Annotated in this window: 16 protein-coding genes; 7 read left to right on the top strand and 9 right to left on the bottom strand. The window is 46.6% G+C overall.

All coding sequences use genetic code 11. From position 1 onward, the window contains the following. Positions 1–7: 7 nt before the first annotated feature. From COW20_09495 to COW20_09470, 6 genes are all read right to left on the bottom strand, one after another. Positions 8–2470, bottom strand: a complete 2463-nt coding sequence (locus COW20_09495; protein PIW48313.1) for a hypothetical protein — start codon at positions 2468–2470, stop codon at positions 8–10. A 12-nt stretch (positions 2471–2482) separates the two neighbouring features. After that, positions 2483–3757, bottom strand: a complete 1275-nt coding sequence (locus COW20_09490) for an acetyl-CoA C-acyltransferase (protein PIW48312.1) — start codon at positions 3755–3757, stop codon at positions 2483–2485. A 186-nt stretch (positions 3758–3943) separates the two neighbouring features. After that, on the bottom strand, positions 3944–5368 hold the full coding sequence (locus COW20_09485) for a deoxyribodipyrimidine photolyase (GenBank protein ID PIW48311.1): 1425 nt from the start codon (positions 5366–5368) through the stop codon (positions 3944–3946). Between the two features lie 61 nt (positions 5369–5429). Further along, complete coding sequence (locus tag COW20_09480; GenBank protein PIW48310.1) at positions 5430–6614, bottom strand: mechanosensitive ion channel family protein; 1185 nt, start codon at positions 6612–6614, stop codon at positions 5430–5432. 16 nt (positions 6615–6630) lie between these two features. Next, positions 6631–7599 (bottom strand): hypothetical protein, encoded by a 969-nt coding sequence (locus COW20_09475; GenBank protein ID PIW48309.1) that lies wholly within the window; start codon positions 7597–7599, stop codon positions 6631–6633. Further along, complete coding sequence (locus tag COW20_09470; GenBank protein ID PIW48308.1) at positions 7592–8254, bottom strand: hypothetical protein; 663 nt, start codon at positions 8252–8254, stop codon at positions 7592–7594. Before COW20_09470 ends, COW20_09475 begins: the two co-directional genes overlap by 8 nt. 116 nt (positions 8255–8370) lie before the next feature. Between COW20_09470 and COW20_09465 the strand changes: the two genes are divergently transcribed. The 7 genes from COW20_09465 (at position 8371) to COW20_09435 (ending at position 15703) form a co-directional block, all read left to right on the top strand. Then, entirely contained in the window at positions 8371–9399 is a 1029-nt protein-coding gene (locus tag COW20_09465) for a hypothetical protein (GenBank protein PIW48307.1), read from the top strand. Further along, positions 9392–10294 carry a hypothetical protein gene (locus COW20_09460; protein ID PIW48306.1) on the top strand — a complete coding sequence of 301 codons (903 nt, stop codon included), beginning with the start codon at positions 9392–9394 and terminating at the stop codon, positions 10292–10294. Before COW20_09465 ends, COW20_09460 begins: the two co-directional genes overlap by 8 nt. After that, positions 10291–11076, top strand: coding sequence for a phytanoyl-CoA dioxygenase (locus COW20_09455; GenBank protein ID PIW48305.1), 786 nt, complete (start codon positions 10291–10293; stop codon positions 11074–11076). The genes COW20_09460 and COW20_09455 overlap by 4 nt, the downstream gene beginning before the upstream one ends. Positions 11077–11091: 15 nt before the next feature. Continuing rightward, complete coding sequence (locus COW20_09450; GenBank protein ID PIW48304.1) at positions 11092–11829, top strand: class I SAM-dependent methyltransferase; 738 nt, start codon at positions 11092–11094, stop codon at positions 11827–11829. After that, complete coding sequence (locus tag COW20_09445; GenBank protein ID PIW48303.1) at positions 11826–12359, top strand: UDP-4-amino-4,6-dideoxy-N-acetyl-beta-L-altrosamine N-acetyltransferase; 534 nt, start codon at positions 11826–11828, stop codon at positions 12357–12359. The genes COW20_09450 and COW20_09445 overlap by 4 nt, the downstream gene beginning before the upstream one ends. 129 nt (positions 12360–12488) lie before the next feature. Beyond that, entirely contained in the window at positions 12489–15419 is a 2931-nt protein-coding gene (locus COW20_09440; GenBank protein ID PIW48302.1) for a hypothetical protein, read from the top strand. Positions 15420–15469: 50 nt separating this feature from the next. Beyond that, positions 15470–15703, top strand: coding sequence for a hypothetical protein (locus COW20_09435; protein ID PIW48301.1), 234 nt, complete (start codon positions 15470–15472; stop codon positions 15701–15703). A gap of 91 nt (positions 15704–15794) precedes the next feature. On the opposite strand, the gene rpsR is transcribed toward COW20_09435, so the two are convergent. From rpsR to rpsF, 3 genes are read right to left on the bottom strand one after another with little or no spacing between them, the layout of a single operon-like run. Then, the gene (gene rpsR, locus COW20_09430; protein PIW48300.1) at positions 15795–16397 is read right to left on the bottom strand and encodes a 30S ribosomal protein S18; all 603 of its coding nucleotides are present in this window, start codon (positions 16395–16397) and stop codon (positions 15795–15797) included. Between the two features lie 30 nt (positions 16398–16427). Then, entirely contained in the window at positions 16428–16730 is a 303-nt protein-coding gene (locus COW20_09425; protein ID PIW48299.1) for a hypothetical protein, read from the bottom strand. After that, positions 16720–17013, bottom strand: coding sequence for a 30S ribosomal protein S6 (gene rpsF / locus COW20_09420; GenBank protein ID PIW48298.1), 294 nt, complete (start codon positions 17011–17013; stop codon positions 16720–16722). The genes COW20_09425 and rpsF overlap by 11 nt, the downstream gene beginning before the upstream one ends. Positions 17014–17023 lie beyond the last annotated feature (10 nt).

The raw sequence follows: 17023 nt of genomic DNA, 5'->3' as shown, positions 1-17023 counted from the left end.
AGCGCGACTAGAACAGCGGGTAGAACTTTTTGCCCGATGCTGCCATATCTTTCAGAAGCTGGCAGGGTGCAAACCGTTCTCCTCGTGTTTCCGCATAGTATTCAAGTTGATTCACAATAAACTGAATGCCCTGTTGATCAATCAAACGCAAAGGCCCACCTCTAAAAGGCGGGAAACCCGTTCCCATCAACATGGCCATATCTATTTCCCCAGGACGGGAGACCAGGCCCTCTTGAAGACAAAGCGCCGATTCATTGAGAATGCTCAAAACCAGACGATCACGAATTTCTTCAGCCGTCATTTGGCGACGTTCACTCTCAGGGCGGATTTCCTGAACAACTTGTTGAAGGTAGCGATGATCGGGGATGGGCTCTTTTCCAGCATGGATATAAAATCCTTTGCCATTTTTCTGGCCCAAACGCTGATCTTTAAACAAGCGTTCCATGACCGTGCTGATTTGAAAACCAGGACGGGCTTCAAACAGAGCGCGCACACTCTGAGCGGTATGCCAAGCCACATCCACACCTGCCAAATCAATCACTTCAAAGATGCCCATGGGCATGCCAAAATCGGTCATCAGGCGGTCAATCGTGGTCATATCCGCGCCTTCTTCAAGTAAAAGGCAGGCTTCATTGCCATAAAGCGCAAGAATCCGATTGACCACAAAGCCGGGGGTATCTTTTCGAATCACCACGGGGGTTTTACCAATGCTGCGCACATACCCCAAAGCCGTAGAAAGCGTCTCAGGGCTGGTTTTTTCACCCAGAATTACCTCAACCAAGGGCATTTTATGCACAGGGCCAAAAAAGTGAAGACCAATGAAACGATCAGGACGCGAAGTGGCTTCTGCCATTTCATTGATCGAAAGGGCTGAGGTATTGGTGGCTAAAATGGTATTTTCATTGACGTGCTTTTCCATTTCTTGAAAAACAGCTTTTTTAATTTCCATTTTTTCAACCACGGCCTCAATCACCAAATCACAGTGTTGAAAGCCTGTGTGTTCAGTGGTTGGCGTAATGCGACGCATTTTGTCCTGAACCTGTTTTTCATTCAAACGGCGGCGTTTCAGCAAACCTTGATAGGTCTTGCGAATCGATTTCATGCCATTCAAGAGCGCAGGATAATTCACATCTTTGAGGCGGATATCGATATCCTTGGCATTGGAAATCTGGGCAATACCTGCACCCATATAACCGGCCCCCAAAACGCCCATCATTTTAACCTTGCGGCTTTTAACATTCTTGCCTTCCAACTCAGGAATTTTATTCAAATCCTGGTTGACGAAGAAAAGATTCATCAGATTGGCTGTTTCACTGCGCTCGAGAAGATAGCGAAAGGCTTGTCCCTCAAGTTTGAAGGCTTCATAGAGGGGAAGGTTCATACTGTTTTGAACCGTTTCAAGGATTTTGAGCGGAGAAGGATAAAATCCTTTGCTTTTCTCAAGCACCCCTTTGCGGGCCTGTTTAAACACCAAGTTCTGGCCCACTGCCAGATTGCTCAAGGCCTTGTCCAAAAGACTGGTTTTGGGAGGTTTAATTGAAACTGAACTTTGCTGACCCGCCAAGAGTTCTTTTGCCAATTTTTGAGCGGTTTCAATCAAAATATCGTGCGGAGGAGCCAAATGAATCAGTCCGATCGAACGGGCTTTTTTAGCTGGCAATTGCTTGCCTGTCAGCATCAGATCCAAGGCTGTGGGCAGCGGCAGAAGTCTTGGCAAACGGGAGACACCGCCCCAAGCGGGTAAAATTCCCAACTGAACTTCAGGCAATCCCAATTTTGTTTTGGGATGGGTAGAGGCCACGCGGTAATCACAGGCCAAGGCCAATTCCAAACCACCGCCCAGACAAGAGCCGTGAATACAGGCAATCGTCGGCACTTCAAGCTCAGCAATACGCTGCATGACCTGGCGACCCCGGTCGCCAAAGGCAACTGCCTTTTCAAGATCAAAACTTTCAGAAACCATACTCGCCAAGTCAGCACCGGCAATAAAATTATCTTCTTTGCGACTGGCAAAGATCACGGCTTTAACCGCAGGGTTGGAAGAGATTTCGTTTAAAACAGTTTCAATCTGATCCAGCATCACGGGAGAAAGCAGATTGACTTTCTTACCTGGCGTATCAAACCAGGCCATCGCAATTCCATCTGCTGCAATATCCAAACTCAGATAATCTGTTTGGGCTGCTTGTGGTTTTTCCTGTACTTCAGAACTCATGGATAATTCTTCCTTTTCGAGGGGTTTTTCGGGGGCTGAGGCGACAGTCGTGCCTTCAGTTTGAGGAGATTCAGCTGCCAATTCTTCATGGGCCTGAACTCCTTCAGCACTCTCAACAGCATCATCTGCCGCTTTTTTTGAACTGCGCTTCGAAGGTGATTTGGCCTTCTTGACGGGGATTTCTTTCACTGTCTCTTCAGAAGTCAGATTTTGCGCTGGGGCTTCATCGGCTTCTGGGGTTGCTTTTTGATCCGACATGATCAGCCTCCTCTATTTCCGTTCCAAAATAAAGGAAGCACCTTGGCCCCCCCCAATACAGAGAGAAGCCAGCCCCAAAGAATTGCCGCGGCGGCCCATTTCTTTGAGCAGCGTCAGAATCAAGCGGGCCCCTGATGCACCCAGAGGGTGTCCCAAGGCAATTGCACCGCCATTGACATTCAAGATATCCCGGTTAATCTCACCAAGGGGAGCCTTTAAACCAATTTTTTCAGCAAAATCAGAAGAAGCAAAGGCCCGCTCATTGGCAATCACCTGGGCAGCAAAGGCCTCATTGATTTCAATCAGTTCAATTTCAGAAAATTTAATTTTTCCTTGAGCCAAGGCTTTGGGTGTAGCATAGGAAGGTCCCAATCCCATCCTTTGCGCTTCGAGCCCCGCATAGGCGTAGCTGCGGATATACCCCAAGGGTTCAAGTCCCATTTCTTGGGCGGTCTCGACATCCATCATCAGAACAATCGCTGCACCATCTGTAATCGGAGAGGCATTGCCAGCAGTCACTGAGCCGAAATCCTTGTCAAAAACTGGGCGCAGTTTGAGCAGACTTTCGAGCTTGGAATCTTCACGGGGCCCAATATCATCCAGAACGGCCTCGCCTTTGCCACCGTCGGGAATTAAAATCGGCAGAATTTCTTCTGCCAGTTTGGGGCGTGCAGCCACAGCCAATTGATGACTCCGCAAAGAGAATTCATCCTGTTCCTGACGGGTCAAGCCGAAATCCCGAACCAGATTTTCAGCGGTCTGCCCCATGGTCATGTCTGCAATCGGATCATTTTGATTGATTACACCGGGTTTCAGATGCTGGGGACGCAGTTGAGATAAAATTTGCAGGCGTTGCGCCGCTGTTTTTGCTTTGGAAGCCCCCATCAAGATATCTGTCAGCTCTGGGCTGTAGCTAAAGATGGGGATACTGCTCATAGACTCAGCACCTCCAGCCAGGATAATCTTGGCCTGGCCATGGCGAATTTTATCAAACCCCTGACTAATAGCCTCCATCCCGGATGCGCAGTTGCGATTCACGGTATAGGCGGGGATATGATTGGGCAAGCCTCCCAACACGGCTGAAATACGCGCCATATTGGCAGATTCAACGCTTTGAATCACATTGCCAATAATCACTTCTTCAATTTTATCTGAGGGAAAATCTAAACGCAGCATCAATTCGCGAATTAAGCGGGCAGTCAGATCATAGGCCGGAAGATTTTTAAAAGCGCCTCCTGCTTTAACAAAAGGAGTACGCAGCCCGGCGACGATAACAACCTCTTTCATGTATGAGCCTCTTTTCAATTGCGGGTTGTCGGGGGTCTTCCCCCGGACCCTGACAGGCAGGGTCAATTCGATGAGAAGTAGAGAACTTTCAGGTGAATCATTCTACCACGAACCTTCCCCATGTAACGGAATACACGCCTGGGTCAGAACTTTCAATAAGGAGACACGTTCCAATCAAGAGTGGCATCAAGGGTTCGAGGAATTGCGTATTTGCTGATAAGCCTGTAAAGCTCTTTCCCGTGCCTGACGGTGATCAACCAGAGGAAAGGGATAATCCTTGCCCAAGCGGAGGTCTGCCTCCAGCAGAACGATTGGAGGCGCAGCCCAAGGGCAATGCACCCACTGTGTGGGAAGTTTTGCCAATTCAGGAAGCCAATGCCTGACATATTCACCCTGGGGATCAAATTTTTGCCCTTGGGTCAAAGGATTCAAGATTCTGAAATAGGGTGCTGCATCGGCTCCAGAACCCGCACTCCATTGCCAGTTCAATGAATTGGCAGCCAGATCCGCATCCACCAGCGTGTCCCAAAACCAACGCGCCCCCTCTTGCCAGGGAATCATTAAATCCTTGCAGAGAAAAGAAGCGACAATCATTCTGACCCGATTGTGCATCCAACCCGTGGCCCAAAGTTCCCGCATGCCAGCATCCACAATCGGGTAGCCGGTCTGCCCTCTTTGCCAAGATTTTAATAACCCAGTATTTTCTGCCCAGGGAAAATCTAAAAAACGACTATCCAAAGGATTGAGATCAGTATCTGGAAAAAAATCTAAAATATGTACAGCAAATTCACGCCAGCCAATTTCACTGAGAAAAACACGCAGATCCTCGGCGGGTACCCCCCCCATGTTCTGTTGAGCGGCATACATGACCTGGGCTGGACTGATCTCCCCCCAATGTAAATGGGGGGAAAGTCGGGAAGTCCCTTGCCGATCGGGTCGGTTGCGTTCGATCGCGTATCCCGCCAGCCCTGACTGAAGCCAAATTTTGAGTTTATCAAGCGCAGAAGCTTCCCCGACTTGCCAGGTGGCTCTGATCTGAGTATCCCAGGGAATCGCGGGCAAAAGCTCAAGGGCAGCCAAAGGCAAACTTGGAATTTTGGAACAAACAGGAGGCAAAGCCTCTGGCGCGGGCAAGGGAAGGCGAAAATCATGTTTTAAACACGCACGCCAAAAAGGCGTAAAAACTTTATAGGGGGTATCTGCGCCGGTCAGTACTTCACCGGGTTCAAACAGCAAAGCCCCTTCAAACAACTGAAGCGGCAAGATCTTCTGCAATGCCCTGTCCCGTTTCGCAAGCTCAGGTTCATACAAACGACTGGCAAAGATTTTATGGGCCCCCGTTTCGCTGAGCAATTCCTTTAAAACCTGCTCAGAACTGCCTTTACGCAAGATCAATCGCGATCCAAAGCGCTCAAGGGCCTCAGAGAGACTGGCCAGAGAGTGATGAAGCCAGCAAGCACTTGCGGCCCCCATTTCCCAGGGGCTTCCTGCAGATCGATCAGCAATAAAAACGGGAATCACAGCCCTGGCTTTCAGCGCAGAGGTTAAGGCCGGATGGTCTGACAATCTGAGATCCTGACGAAACCAAAGCAAGACAGGTAAATCTGGCATGGGGCTCTCCTCTGTAGATAAGCAAATTTAACCTGTGACTCAGGTTTAAGAGAAGAGCGAACTAGGCTCCCGGAGAAAAAGCAGAGCTATCCAAATCTGGGCCGTTTACGAGGGGTTCGAGATCTTCAGGGGCTGAAATCAGCCCAGGAAAGGTCATCAGATCATGAAATGCACCTTGGGGCAAGTGTTCTAAACGCAGTTGCCTGGCAGGCACTGCAATTTGAATTCCAGCCTCTTGCAGAATCAACATAAACTTTAAATAAATTTCCTCTCGAATTCTCAGCCAATCGGCCCAAACGGTTGTGCGGGTAAAAAAATACACCATAATATCCAGAGAAGACTCAGAAAAACTTGTAAAATGCACAAAAAGTGTACTGGGTTCAATTTCGGGGTGTTCGCTGATATATTGACGCATTTGAGGCACCACCGTCTGAATCTGTTCTATCTGGGTTCCATAACTGAGCCCAATATGCGTAAAAATTCTGCGCTTGGTCATGCGGCTGAAGTTTTCAAGCGCCAAATTGGCAATCTTATTATTCGGCACCGTAATCAGGGTATCTGCGAAGGTACGAATTCGGGTTGAAAGAAAGCCAATATCTTCAACAACACCTTCAATCGATCCATCGGTGGATTTAATCCAATCCCCGATTAAAAAGGGACGGTCCAAGAGAATTTTGGCAGATCCAAAAACATTTGCAATCGTATCCTGTGAAGCAAAAGCCAGGGCTGCGCCCCCAATCCCAAGTGAAGCAATAATGCCGGTAATCGAATAACCCAAATGCTGGATCAACATCAGGCCGCCCATAATCCACACCGCCACCCGTAAAACACGGGTAAACAAAGGCTGAACCTGAAGATCCAGTGGGGTATTGCGTTTTTCCATCCAGGCAGCAAAAGAAAGCGTTAAGAGCTGAGATGCGCCAGACAAAAACCAGGTGCCCGCAATTATAAAACCCGATTCAGCCAAACGGGAAATCCAACGCGCGAAAACGGGAGAAAAACCTAAAATATCTGAAACAAGCAAAAGAGTGAGGCAGAACAGACTCAAACGCAGCGGGTAACGCGCAGATTCAACCAGAATATTATCTACAAAAGTGGTGGTACTTTCTGCCAATTTTTTCAAGCGCCTGAAAATCACAGAGTGCAAAAGGAATTGAAGCAAGACCATGCCCACAATCACAGCCAGCGCCTGCCCAATCTGTTCGGGTGTTCGGCCCCAAATTCCCTGCGTGAATAGTTCAGTCATACTTTTTATCCTTTGATCACAGTGGCTGTTTTCGGTCTTGTCTGGCAGGCTTCAGACGCGTAAAATGTTCTGCCCCCAAGAGGCCACGCTTGGTTTTTAAATGATAGGAAGCTCCGATTGACAGTTGGTTCCATTGCGCCACAGGAAGCCGTAACTTGATGAAACGGGATTGCCCGTGCCACCCCACAAGTGTCGCGTAATATGAAGTACCGCTACGGCCACTGCTTCTGGCCTCTAAATTCCTTACATTTACAAGATATTGAGGCTGGGCAAGGGGAAACAAGGCATCAAAAAAGAGCAAAGGAATAAAAAGCATTCCAGACAGAATCAAACAAAGAGCAAGATATTCAATCGACTCAATCCCTTTTTTTTGAATGCGACCACTTGAAATCAGGTCGCTAAAGGCATCAATAAAACCCTGCTTCTGTTTTTTAAAACCAAATAAATAACCTGAAACCCCAATAAATACGATAAAACAAAACAAACCCAAAACATAGTTTTCATTGCTAATAAACAGTAAACTAAAAGCCAAAAGATACAGTATCCCGATATAGACCATGACTCTTTGCACAGGCCCGGGAAAGCCCCCCTCACCAAACTGTGCTACCTTTGGATAGGCTTTTTGATAAAACAGATGGGTAAGTGCAGCTCCCACGCCAAGACAAAAGAGCATCCCAAGATAGGGAAAGGAGGCTGAGATCAGGCCAAACAAGGAAAAAAGCAGAAAAAAGAGCAAAACAAGATGCAGAATAATCCAGAAAACAGGTGAAAGCGCTTCATATCCAAAAGGGATCTGTAACCAGGCCGGCAAATATATTTCAGCAGGAGTCTGCTTAAGGATATAGCCTTTGGGAACGCCAGGCCAGGCTGGCTTTTGAGCTTCAGAATCCATCGAGCTTTCAATCGCCACAAAACAATAACTGCAAAATTTTGCACCCACCATTTCTTCTCTGCCACAAGCAGGGCAATGAATATGCTCAACCATTTATTTCGAGATTCCTGAGACTCAGAAAGATATTTTTCACTGTTGGCAAACAGCCTTGATTGGGTTGGGAAGTCGGCTCACAACGCCAAACTTGAAGTGTCTGATCATCAATCACGTAATAATACTGCGTGTTGGGATCTGCAAATGATAAAACTGACCATTTCAGACCAGGATTTGCAATGCCCATCCCTTTCCAGGAACCCAAGCCCACGCCGAAATCATCCAATGCGTTGAAACCCTTGGTACGAGCCAGCGCCAAAGCTTCCTGTTCAGAAGTTTTCCAGTTTTCCATAACAATTCTTTCAGAAACTTGCTGGGTCTGGCTCAGGGTTTGGCTCAAAACTCCCGCTTCAGTCATTTTCATATACAAAGTTTTTTCAGGTAAGTGCCCCGATTGAAACTCATAACTGAGAAATGACTTTCCCGACAATTGAAAAGCATAAACCCCCGTCAAATAGGCATCTTTCTGCCAATTCAAAGCCTCGGCCTGTACCCTTGGCAACCAGGCTTTTGCACTCAATTTTAGGGCTTGAGGTTTCAATATTGCCTGAGATTGATAAGTTTTAAGATCCATTCTGGGAACTGTCCCGCAGGCTGTTATGGCCAGCAATAAGACCAGACGAAAAGATTTTGAAGTGGATAAAACAGATTGCATAGTGAACACCCCTCTGAGAGCAATATAACACAGACCCAGTCATTTATTGTCTGGGGAATTTGGGCTGATTGTGGCATAATAGAGCCATTCTCGAAGACTGAGGCACAATCGCATTCATGTTTCTCGGTGGACTCTTTGCCTATCATGAAATCAACCTTCAAGCCGAACCTCACTGGCCCTTTCCAGAATCTGCTCTGTTCACTTGGAATGCGCGCTCGGCCCTCTATCTCCTGATTCAGTCATTAAAACCTGAGCGCATCTGGCTTCCCAGTTTTATCTGCCCACAACTTATTGACGCAGTTTCAGAACAAGTAAAAATAAGTTTCTATGAAATCGATCAGACACTCAAACCTGTCCATCTGCGTTGGACACAAAAGCTGCGCTCAGATGATTTGGTGCTCTGCCCCATCTATTTTGGCATGCTCCCCTCAACAGCTTTTATACAGGCCTTGCAGGATTCGCCTGCAAGCATGGTTGTCGATGCAGCCCAAGGCTTGTTTGTAAAATCTCTGTTTCCTGATGGGTATACCCTCTACAGCCCACGAAAATGGCTCGGCATTCCTGACGGCGGCGTTCTAACCGGGCCACGAATCTCCTTAAAATTCAATGAACTCCCCCCCCCTCCAGCCGTGCCTTGGCTTAAAATGCAAAAAGCTTTGCTGCTGCGTCGGGATTTTGATTTCAAAGGTAAACATGACATCCAATTGCAAGCTGAATGGTTTCACCTCTACCAAAGGGCTGAAACCGAACAAAAAACCGGAGCCTATGCCATGAGCAGTCACAGCCGGGCTATTTTAAACCATGCTGTCAATTATTCTGAAATCGCCAGGATCAGACGCGAAAATTTTAAATATCTGCTCGACCAAATCCCTGATTTGGCTGTTTTTAAAGAGCTTCCCGAACAGGCGGTTCCGCTGGGTTTTCCAATTCAAACCCCCCAGCGCGATAAACTCCAGCACTCTCTGGCAAAGGCACAGATCTATTGCCCCGTTCACTGGAGACTTGAAAACAGGATCCCGTCTGAATTCCAAAATTCACACCTGCTCTCTGAACAGATTCTGACCCTGCCGATTGATCAACGCTACCAAGAGCAGGAAATGCACTACCTGCTCAAACACTTATTGAAAAGCTTAAAAAGTGTCTGAGTCTGGCTACCTGGCTGAGGCCTATGTGAAATCACTTGATTCAATCGGAGAAGCCCATTTTCTCAAACACGCCCAAGGGTGGCTATTCAAGCGAACTTTTCGGCAGTTTGGTTTTGATTTAACAGGATCCTATCCTTTTTTTAAGGCCTTAAAACCTGAAAACCTGAAAGCTGATCTGCAAGCATTGCAAACGCTTGAATCTTTTATAGCTTTGGTTTTGGTAAGTGATCCGCTTGACCCAAATTCAGAAAAGCAGTTGGGCCCCTTGTTTCCTGATTGCTTTCGTCTTTTCAAACACCATTATGGAATAGACCTCACCCAAAAACTTGAATTCAGTGCTCACCACCGCTACTATGCCCGCCGTGCAGAACGCACGCAGAGCTTTGAAGTCCTTGTGGAGCCTCTGCAAATCCTCAACGAATGGTTTGATTTGTACCAAAACCTGATTCTGAAGCACCAGATCAAGGGAGTGAGAGCGTTTTCAAAAACTGCTTTTCAAAATCTATTACAAACCCCAGGCCTGATCGCCTTTCTTGCAAGAATAGATCAAGATATCTTGGGAATTCATCTGTGGATGCTCGACCCCGCTCAAAAAAAAGCGTATAGTCATTTGGCTGCCAGTTCGAAGCTGGGATACGAAAATTACTGCGCCTATTTGCTTTATCAAAAAGGCATTGCCTGGTTCGCTGAACAAGGATATCACCATCTCGATTTAGGCGGTGGCCTGTACAATCAGAGCGAAAATGGACTGGCGTTCTTCAAACAAGGCTGGAGCAATGTCCGATGGCCTGTTTGGCTTTGTGGTAAAATCTTTGATCGAGAAAAATACCGCTTTCTGACTGAGAATAAACAAGGAAATTATTTTCCTGCTTACCGAGAAGGAGAAATATTTTGAATCCCAGCGAAGTCTCCCCTGATTTTCATCATGCCCTGGCTCAAAAAGGCTGGTGGCTCAGTCCAAATAAATTGCCAGCCGATCTGTGCCAAGGTCTGGGTGCAGCACTCGAACGAGCGGTTGAGCATTGTTCTGAACTTCAAAGCAAGTATTTAGGCTCTGCCCTGCCAGGAACAGCTCACCATCTTTTAGCTCAAGACCCACTTTTCAAAATGTTTTTGGAGCGCGGCGATCTTGAAACTGAAATTCAAGCATTCTTAGCAGGGCCCTTTATTCTCAATTCGTATGGGGGGGTGCTCAATCCTCCTTCAGAAACCGCTTATGTGCATCATATCCACCGCGATCAACGCTCATGGACTCCCCAGTTCCATATCATGATCAATCTCTTGGTGATTTTAGACGATTTTAAGCCTGAGAATGGGGCCACTTGGTTATTGGAAGGCTCTCACCTAACCGCTGATAAACCCCAAGAAGCTGAGTTTTTTGCAAAGGCTCAGCAAATCTGTGCCCCCGCAGGAAGCCTTTTGCTTTTTGATTCGCGCCTTTGGCATGCTGCCGGTCAAAATCAAAGCCCCTCGTATCGAAGGGGCTTGACCTTGACCTTCACCCCTCCCTTTATCAAACCACAGTTTGATTATTTAGCGGCCTATAACGCAGAACAGCAGCACAAACTTTCAGATCGTTTAAAACAGGTTTTGGGTTATTATTCAAGAATCCCCCAAAATTTAGCGGATTGGTACCAGCCCCCCGAAGCTCGATTTTACCGGCCAGGACAAGGCTAAAGAAAGCAGTAAAGCATGCCTGAATTTAACCAGCTTGAATTTGAACGCCTCAATCAAATTGCAGATGACTATGATTTATCGCCCTTTGATACGCGAATGCGACAGTATATGTTGCGCACGCTCAAGCCTTGGTTGAAGCCAGGAAAAGCCCTTGAAATGGGGTGCATGCATGGTGAGTTTACCAGTTTATTGGCGGCACTGTACCCAGATTTGACAGTGGTTGAAGCAGCCGCTCAATTTATCGAAGCCACACGTCAACGGGTGGGCAAAGCGGTGGTTTTCAAACAATCCTTGTTTGAAACCTTTGAAAGCGAAGAGCGGTATGATGCGATCTTTCTGCTTCATGTTTTAGAGCACCTGGATCACCCTGTTGCTGTGCTTGAAAAGGCAAAAAGCTTGCTCAGCCCGACAGGCAGACTCTTTCTGATCGTACCCAATGGGAATGCTCCCTCGCGACAGATTGCAGTAAAAATGGGAATTTTACGCCATTTGTGTGATTTATCAGAAGCCGATCTCAAACATGGGCATCGCAGAGTTTATCTCAGCGATACCTTTGAAAACGATGCACGCGAAGCAGGGCTGAAGATTCTCGCAAGGGGGGGCATTTTTTATAAACCCCTCGCCAATTTTCAGTTCGACCGATTGATTGGCACTGACTTAATTTCAGATGCTTTTATGGAAGCCTGTTTTGCCTTGGGGATGGAGCATCCCACCCAATGTGCGAGTATTTTTCTGGTCTGTGAAGCCCCATGATTTTTCTTCGCGAACTGACCCGCTCCGACCTTCAAAATACCTTGCGCTGGCGCCAGGACCCTCTATTGGTTGAAAACTTGGGGGAACCTTTTCGCTATATCAATCCTGAAACTGAAGCTGCCTGGTTTGAAGCTTATCTGCAAAACCGCGCCCAAAACGTCAGACTCGCCATTTGTGAATCTGAAACCCAAACCCATATTGGCAACCTCAATCTCACCCAAATCCACGCCGTTCACCGCAGTGCTGAATTCAGTATTTTGATCGGTGAAGCTGAGGCCAGAGGTAAAAATTATGGCACCCTGGCAACCCGACTCGGTTTAAAACATGCCTTTGAGGACCTTCATTTAAACAGAGTTTACCTTCAACATCGTGAAGACAATCTGGCAGCCCATACGCTTTATCTTAAAACAGGCTTTCAGGTTGAAGGCTGTTTGCGTCAGGCCTATTTTAAACAGGGCCACTATCTCAATGCGGTGGTGATGAGCATTTTAGCTGAAGATTATTTCAGAAATTCTACCTCTACATGCTAAGATAATTAAATTATTCAAACCGACCAGTAAATAATAACCTTCCCGTTTGCTTTCTTTTCTTGAAATAACTAGAGTTTTATCGAGTTCGCAGATGAATGAATTGAAATTGGGCAATGCAAAACAAAAACCATGTTTAAACATTATCTGTTTGAAAACTTAAAAAAAGACGTAGAGTGGTTGCTCGAACGCAATGCTCAATTAGAGCGCAGAGTCAGTGATCTTGAAACGGCCTTGGCCCAAACTGAAAAGCACACCCGCACAAGCCCCAAATTATCTGAATCGGCATGGAAGCGCCCACTCGTAAGCCAATCCCCTGCGATTCAAAGCACAGAGGCTTCACCTAATGAAACAGAAGCTTTTCCTCCCCATACAAAACGCCCCCCCCATCAACCCCCAGCCAAAACTGAAGAATTTCAGCAAGAAATTCTTGAAACAGCCTTTGAAAGTGTGGAAGAAACGGCTCTCGACAGTCTCCAGCTTGAGGCAGTAACAGATCAGGTTGATGGCTTTACGCCTGAAGCCCTCAAAGCCATGCTACCACAGGGCATCGAAACCCATGCCATGAAAAGTCCAGAAAAGATCCGTTCAGCCACCAGCCTTGAAGAAAATATTGGCTTGAAATGGTTTTCACGTATTGGTATTGTGGCCCTGGTCTTGGGAATTGGCCTTTTGCTGCGATTGGCTTTTAAAAATAACTGGATTGGTTATGTGCCGCGACTCGCCATGGGTGTCTCTTTTGCCTTCGCGCTTGTAGCCGGTGGGCATTATGTCACACGCTGGGAGAAATATATTCATTGGGGACGCACGCTGATTGGAGGGGGATTTGCCCTTCTGTATTTTATGATCTATGCGGCCTACCATTTTGAAGCGTATCGGCAAGCGATTGGAATATCCGAGTTAGGGGATATCATTTTGCTCAGTCTGGTGGTCTTGGGAGCCATCGGCATGGCCCTGCTGCACAATTCCAAGGTGATTGTCAGTGGCGCATTTTTTCTGGGGTATACCACGACCTTCTTAAGCAATGGCTATGAAACCCTGACCCTTGTCTATGGCCTCTTGCTGGCCATTGGATTGGCTCTGCTAAGCAGCCTGAAACGCTGGACCGATATCGGCCAGGCAGGATTAAACGTCGCCTATTTATACTTTGGCTTTTGGTATCAGCAAAATACAGAACTTTTTGTTTTGGCGGCTCTCTCGCTGCTCTTCTTGAATTTGCTCTATACGGGCCTCGTCTACTCCCTGCAAAAGCAAAATTTGCCCGAACAGAAAACGCTTGTTTTCAAAGTGATGAACGTCTTTTGGTTCTTTTCCTATTCCGTTATTCTGAGTTTTAATCTGCCCGAGCAGAACATTCAAAACAGCTTGATACTTTTGGGCTTGGTGACACTCTTCTTTACTGCCTTTCAATGGCAAAGCTTCGTCTCTTGGAAGTCTGAAAACTCAAAAGATGAAAAACATCTCTCTCTCTTGGCCATGCTGCATGGGGTCTTTACCGCCATTATGCTTTATTATTTTGTGGCCCAAAACACCCCCAACTTCAGAGGCTTGCCCTATTTGTTCATGACCCTGTGCTATGCTGCGCTTTTCTACTTTGCCTCAAAACAAGGCAAATCAGAGCTGTGCCGGTCGACCTATCTTTACCTGACCGTTGCAGCATTGACGTTGACTGTTTCTCTGCATTTGAACGCAGAAGTAATCACCTTGGTATGGGTAATCGAATCGGTCATTCTCACGATCGCTTCCTATCGTTTCAAAATGAAAGCACTGCGATATTCAAATTATGCGATTGATGGCCTGATCGCAAGTAAACTACTCCTGGTTGATTTGGTCTACAATTTCTCACAGGAAGCGCCGATCACGCCTTTTCAATATTTTGTATCCCTGTGTACAATCAGCTCATTTTTTGTGCTGGGTTATTTTCTATTCAAACACCAAGAATTATTGGAAGAACAGGAAAAAAACCTGCCGAGTGTCTATATCTGGACAGCTGCTCTCGGCTTGTTGATCTTTTTAGACAAAAGTTTGACAGGAAGTACTTTGGGGTTTGCAGGTGCATGTCTCACCGCAGCACTTAGTTTTTGGGCCTATCAACAGACCGACTTTAAAACGGTGAGACAGGTAGCCTATTTAAGTGGTGTTTTAACCATCATCCAATTTATACACTTTCATTTTTTCACCCCCCTGCAGATGGAGGAAAGCTTATCACATGGAAACCTGTATCTAGACGGTGTTGTCTTAAGCCTTTTGTTTGCGATTGGATTGAGTTTTTACAAAGTGAATGCCTTCGCCGTCAGCGCTCCAGATACTCAATCAGCAGAAATACTGGAGGAAAAGCCTTTAAAAAAGCAGAGAGATTTCGATATCGCATTCTTAGATCGACAGTCCGCCAGTTTTTATCTACTCAGTGGAATTTACCTTGCCCTGGCCTGGATGGCCTCTCAATTCTCTGTCTATTTGGTCAATCTACTTTGGTTAGGTTTAATCGTATTTCTTTTTACCATCATGCAAAAAAATCTACAGTTTAAGAGCCTCAGAGTAGGGTTTTACAGTGCTTCCTATATTTTGCTAATCAAAGCACTGCTGATCGATTTTAGCGGAATGGGCGTAACCGCTGATACCCCCCAAATATTCAGACCCATCGCACTGATTCTGATGGCCCTGTTCTTTCATGGCATCGCGCTGAAATTCGAGTCGCTTAAAGAAAAGTTAAAGGCTCCCATGCAACCCTTTGAGAATCACCTTTTTCCCATTTACAGCGGAATGGGCACCTTAACCTTCACTGTATTTTTCATCATTCAATTAGACAGCTTTAAAATCACCCTCAGTTGGGCCCTCCTGGGAGTCGTACTGATGGGCTTTGGCTTTGCTAAAAACCGCAAAACCTACCGTTATCAAGGCATTCTTATGTTCTTTTTAAGTATCGCAAAAGTCTTTATTTTAGATATTGCAGGCATGGATCCGCTGTTTAAAACGCTTTCTTTTATTGTTCTGGGCATCATTCTCTTGGGAGTCGCCTTTATTTACTCCCGCTATCAGGAAAAACTAAAAGAAATATTTTAGAATGCAATGGGTCTATTTAAAATTAAGTTTGGCATTGAGAAAGAGTAAACATGTCTGAGACACAAATTAACAACCCCTTGCATGGAATCACCTTGGAAATGATTCTCAACCAATTGGTCGCCCACTATGGTTGGGAGGAACTGGGTCAACAGATTGAAATCAGATGTTTTAATTATGATCCTTCGATCAAATCCAGCCTCAAGTTTCTGAGAAAAACCCCATGGGCCAGAAAAAAAGTCGAGGATCTGTTCCTATCCATGAAACGTATTGCACAAGAAAACTAAGCTCAACTAGCTTTTCCAAGAAAAAAACGCCCTGGCAAAATGCCAGAGCGTTTCAGAAAGGATTCAAACAGAGATCTGATTGAATCCTGATTTATCTGTGTTTTTCAATTTTGCCGACATAGGGCAGAAGCGCCATAAAACGAGCACGTTTGATCGCACGGGTCAAACGACGTTGGTGCTTGGCACGGCTGCCAGTCACACGGCGGGAAAGAATCTTGGCGTGTTCGCTCAAAAATTCTTTCAAACGCTCTACATCTTTATAATCGATATTATCAATGCCCCATTCGTCGAACTTAGAAATTTTCTGACGACGACGACGGGGACCACCTCCGCGGCCACCAAAGCGGCTGTTGCCACCTTGACCAGGTCCGCCAAAGCGACGACCACCGCCACCATAGGAGGGACGATCTCCACCACCTTGGTAAGGAGGACGATCTCCGCCACCTTGGTAAGGAGGACGATCTCCACCACCTTGGTAAGGAGGGCGATCTCCGCCGCCTTGGTAAGGAGGACGATCTCCACCACCTTGGTAAGGAGGACGATCTCCGCCACCTTGGTAAGGAGGACGATCTCCACCGCCTTGGTAAGAAGGGCGATCGCCATAAGAACGGGGAGCGCGCGCAGGACGTTCTGCGGGTGCTTCAGCGCCTTCAGAGGAGCTGTTTACGGGTCTTTCATCATAGGGTCTGCTCATAAATTTATTACCTTTCGTAAAAGTGTAGGATCAGCCCAGAATACTAAGGGATTCGAGCTGGATTTCCGGCTGTTTCCGTTTGCTGCCGGAGACTTCATACTTTTTCTGATACAACTGACCTTCAACGATCACCGAAACCCCTTTGCGCAGTTGGCGCTGTACTTCTACAGAGCTTTCGCGGCGGTTCACCACTCGAATCGAGTGATTTTGCTCGGGCCGGTGAGGATCCGTCATGGCCAAGTGAAACTCTAATACAGGTTTACCTGAAACGGTATAACGCATTTCGCTGTCCTGGGCCAATTGACCAGAAAGTATGACGTAATTAAGGCTCATCGCGACGGATGATCAGATGCCGGAGTAATCCATCCGTAATCCCCATAACCCGCTGCAGTTCATCCAGCGATTGGGTATCGGCCTCAAAATGAGTCAGCATATAGAGTCCATCATTCTGCTTCTGAATGGGATATGCCAGCTTTTTGCGACCAAGAGACTCGGATTTTTCAACTTTGCCACCGATTTTGGCGATGGTTTCGTTGACGCGTGTATTGATCTTCTTCTGGTTTTCATCATCAAGACGAGAATCCAGAATATACATTACTTCATAGGGTCTTTGCATTTAAATTTCC

This window comes from bacterium (Candidatus Blackallbacteria) CG13_big_fil_rev_8_21_14_2_50_49_14 (assembly GCA_002783405.1).
In the GTDB taxonomy this organism is placed as follows: Bacteria; Cyanobacteriota; Sericytochromatia; order UBA7694; family UBA7694.
This window is presented reverse-complemented; position numbering and strand designations above follow the sequence as displayed.

Bases quoted from the DNA above. Each gene is read 5' to 3' on its own strand.
- COW20_09435 (PIW48301.1), top strand. From the start codon at position 15,470: ATGTCTGAGACACAAATTAACAACCCCTTGCATGGAATCACCTTGGAA.
- COW20_09440 (PIW48302.1), top strand. From the start codon at position 12,489: ATGTTTAAACATTATCTGTTTGAAAACTTAAAAAAAGACGTAGAGTGG.
- COW20_09450 (PIW48304.1), top strand. From the start codon at position 11,092: ATGCCTGAATTTAACCAGCTTGAATTTGAACGCCTCAATCAAATTGCA.
- COW20_09475 (PIW48309.1), bottom strand. From the start codon at position 7,599: ATGGTTGAGCATATTCATTGCCCTGCTTGTGGCAGAGAAGAAATGGTG.
- COW20_09495 (PIW48313.1), bottom strand. From the start codon at position 2,470: ATGTCGGATCAAAAAGCAACCCCAGAAGCCGATGAAGCCCCAGCGCAA.
- rpsF (PIW48298.1), bottom strand. From the start codon at position 17,013: ATGCAAAGACCCTATGAAGTAATGTATATTCTGGATTCTCGTCTTGAT.
- COW20_09465 (PIW48307.1), top strand. From the start codon at position 8,371: ATGTTTCTCGGTGGACTCTTTGCCTATCATGAAATCAACCTTCAAGCC.
- COW20_09470 (PIW48308.1), bottom strand. From the start codon at position 8,254: ATGCAATCTGTTTTATCCACTTCAAAATCTTTTCGTCTGGTCTTATTG.
- COW20_09425 (PIW48299.1), bottom strand. From the start codon at position 16,730: ATGAGCCTTAATTACGTCATACTTTCTGGTCAATTGGCCCAGGACAGC.
- COW20_09485 (PIW48311.1), bottom strand. From the start codon at position 5,368: ATGCCAGATTTACCTGTCTTGCTTTGGTTTCGTCAGGATCTCAGATTG.
- COW20_09490 (PIW48312.1), bottom strand. From the start codon at position 3,757: ATGAAAGAGGTTGTTATCGTCGCCGGGCTGCGTACTCCTTTTGTTAAA.
- COW20_09480 (PIW48310.1), bottom strand. From the start codon at position 6,614: ATGACTGAACTATTCACGCAGGGAATTTGGGGCCGAACACCCGAACAG.
- COW20_09445 (PIW48303.1), top strand. From the start codon at position 11,826: ATGATTTTTCTTCGCGAACTGACCCGCTCCGACCTTCAAAATACCTTG.
- rpsR (PIW48300.1), bottom strand. From the start codon at position 16,397: ATGAGCAGACCCTATGATGAAAGACCCGTAAACAGCTCCTCTGAAGGC.